This is a genomic window from Dietzia sp. SYD-A1 (assembly GCF_015356725.1).
Lineage (GTDB): Bacteria > Actinomycetota > Actinomycetes > Mycobacteriales > Mycobacteriaceae > Dietzia.
Genome location: NZ_JADDKI010000539.1, coordinates 1 through 338, shown reverse-complemented (window position 1 = coordinate 338; position 338 = coordinate 1). Strand labels below are relative to the sequence as shown.

Below are 338 nucleotides of genomic sequence, written 5' to 3'. Positions count from 1 at the left end.
CCGAACCCGCCCCATCAGCGGACCTGAACTGGCGTGTTACTGACCCACGCTCCTAGACCCCTATCGCTGCCAGTACAGCCCGCCGGGGACGTCGCCGCCGCCGGTCAGACGGCAGGTCAGAACGGTGCCCTCCGGGGCGGTCACCGCCAGCCCCTCCTGCATGCAGGGTCGTCCGAGCATCGCGGGGCCGGTGCCGTCCGGGCCCGTCCCCTCCGGTTGTGGCAGCCACAGCGGCCCGGCGCCACCAGGGTCCTCCTGGCAGAACAATGGCGAGCCGTCCTCCGCCTGGGCCAGTTCGCCCACCAGGTGGCAGGGGCTGCCCGCGAACGTCGTGAGCG

The 338-nt window shown here is 72.8% G+C and carries 1 protein-coding gene; it reads right to left on the bottom strand.

What is annotated here, in order from left to right:
* Positions 1-60: 60 nt before the first annotated feature.
* Positions 61-338 (bottom strand): hypothetical protein (locus IY392_RS16600; protein ID WP_228549545.1); only part of this gene is annotated, 278 nt, incomplete at its 5' end.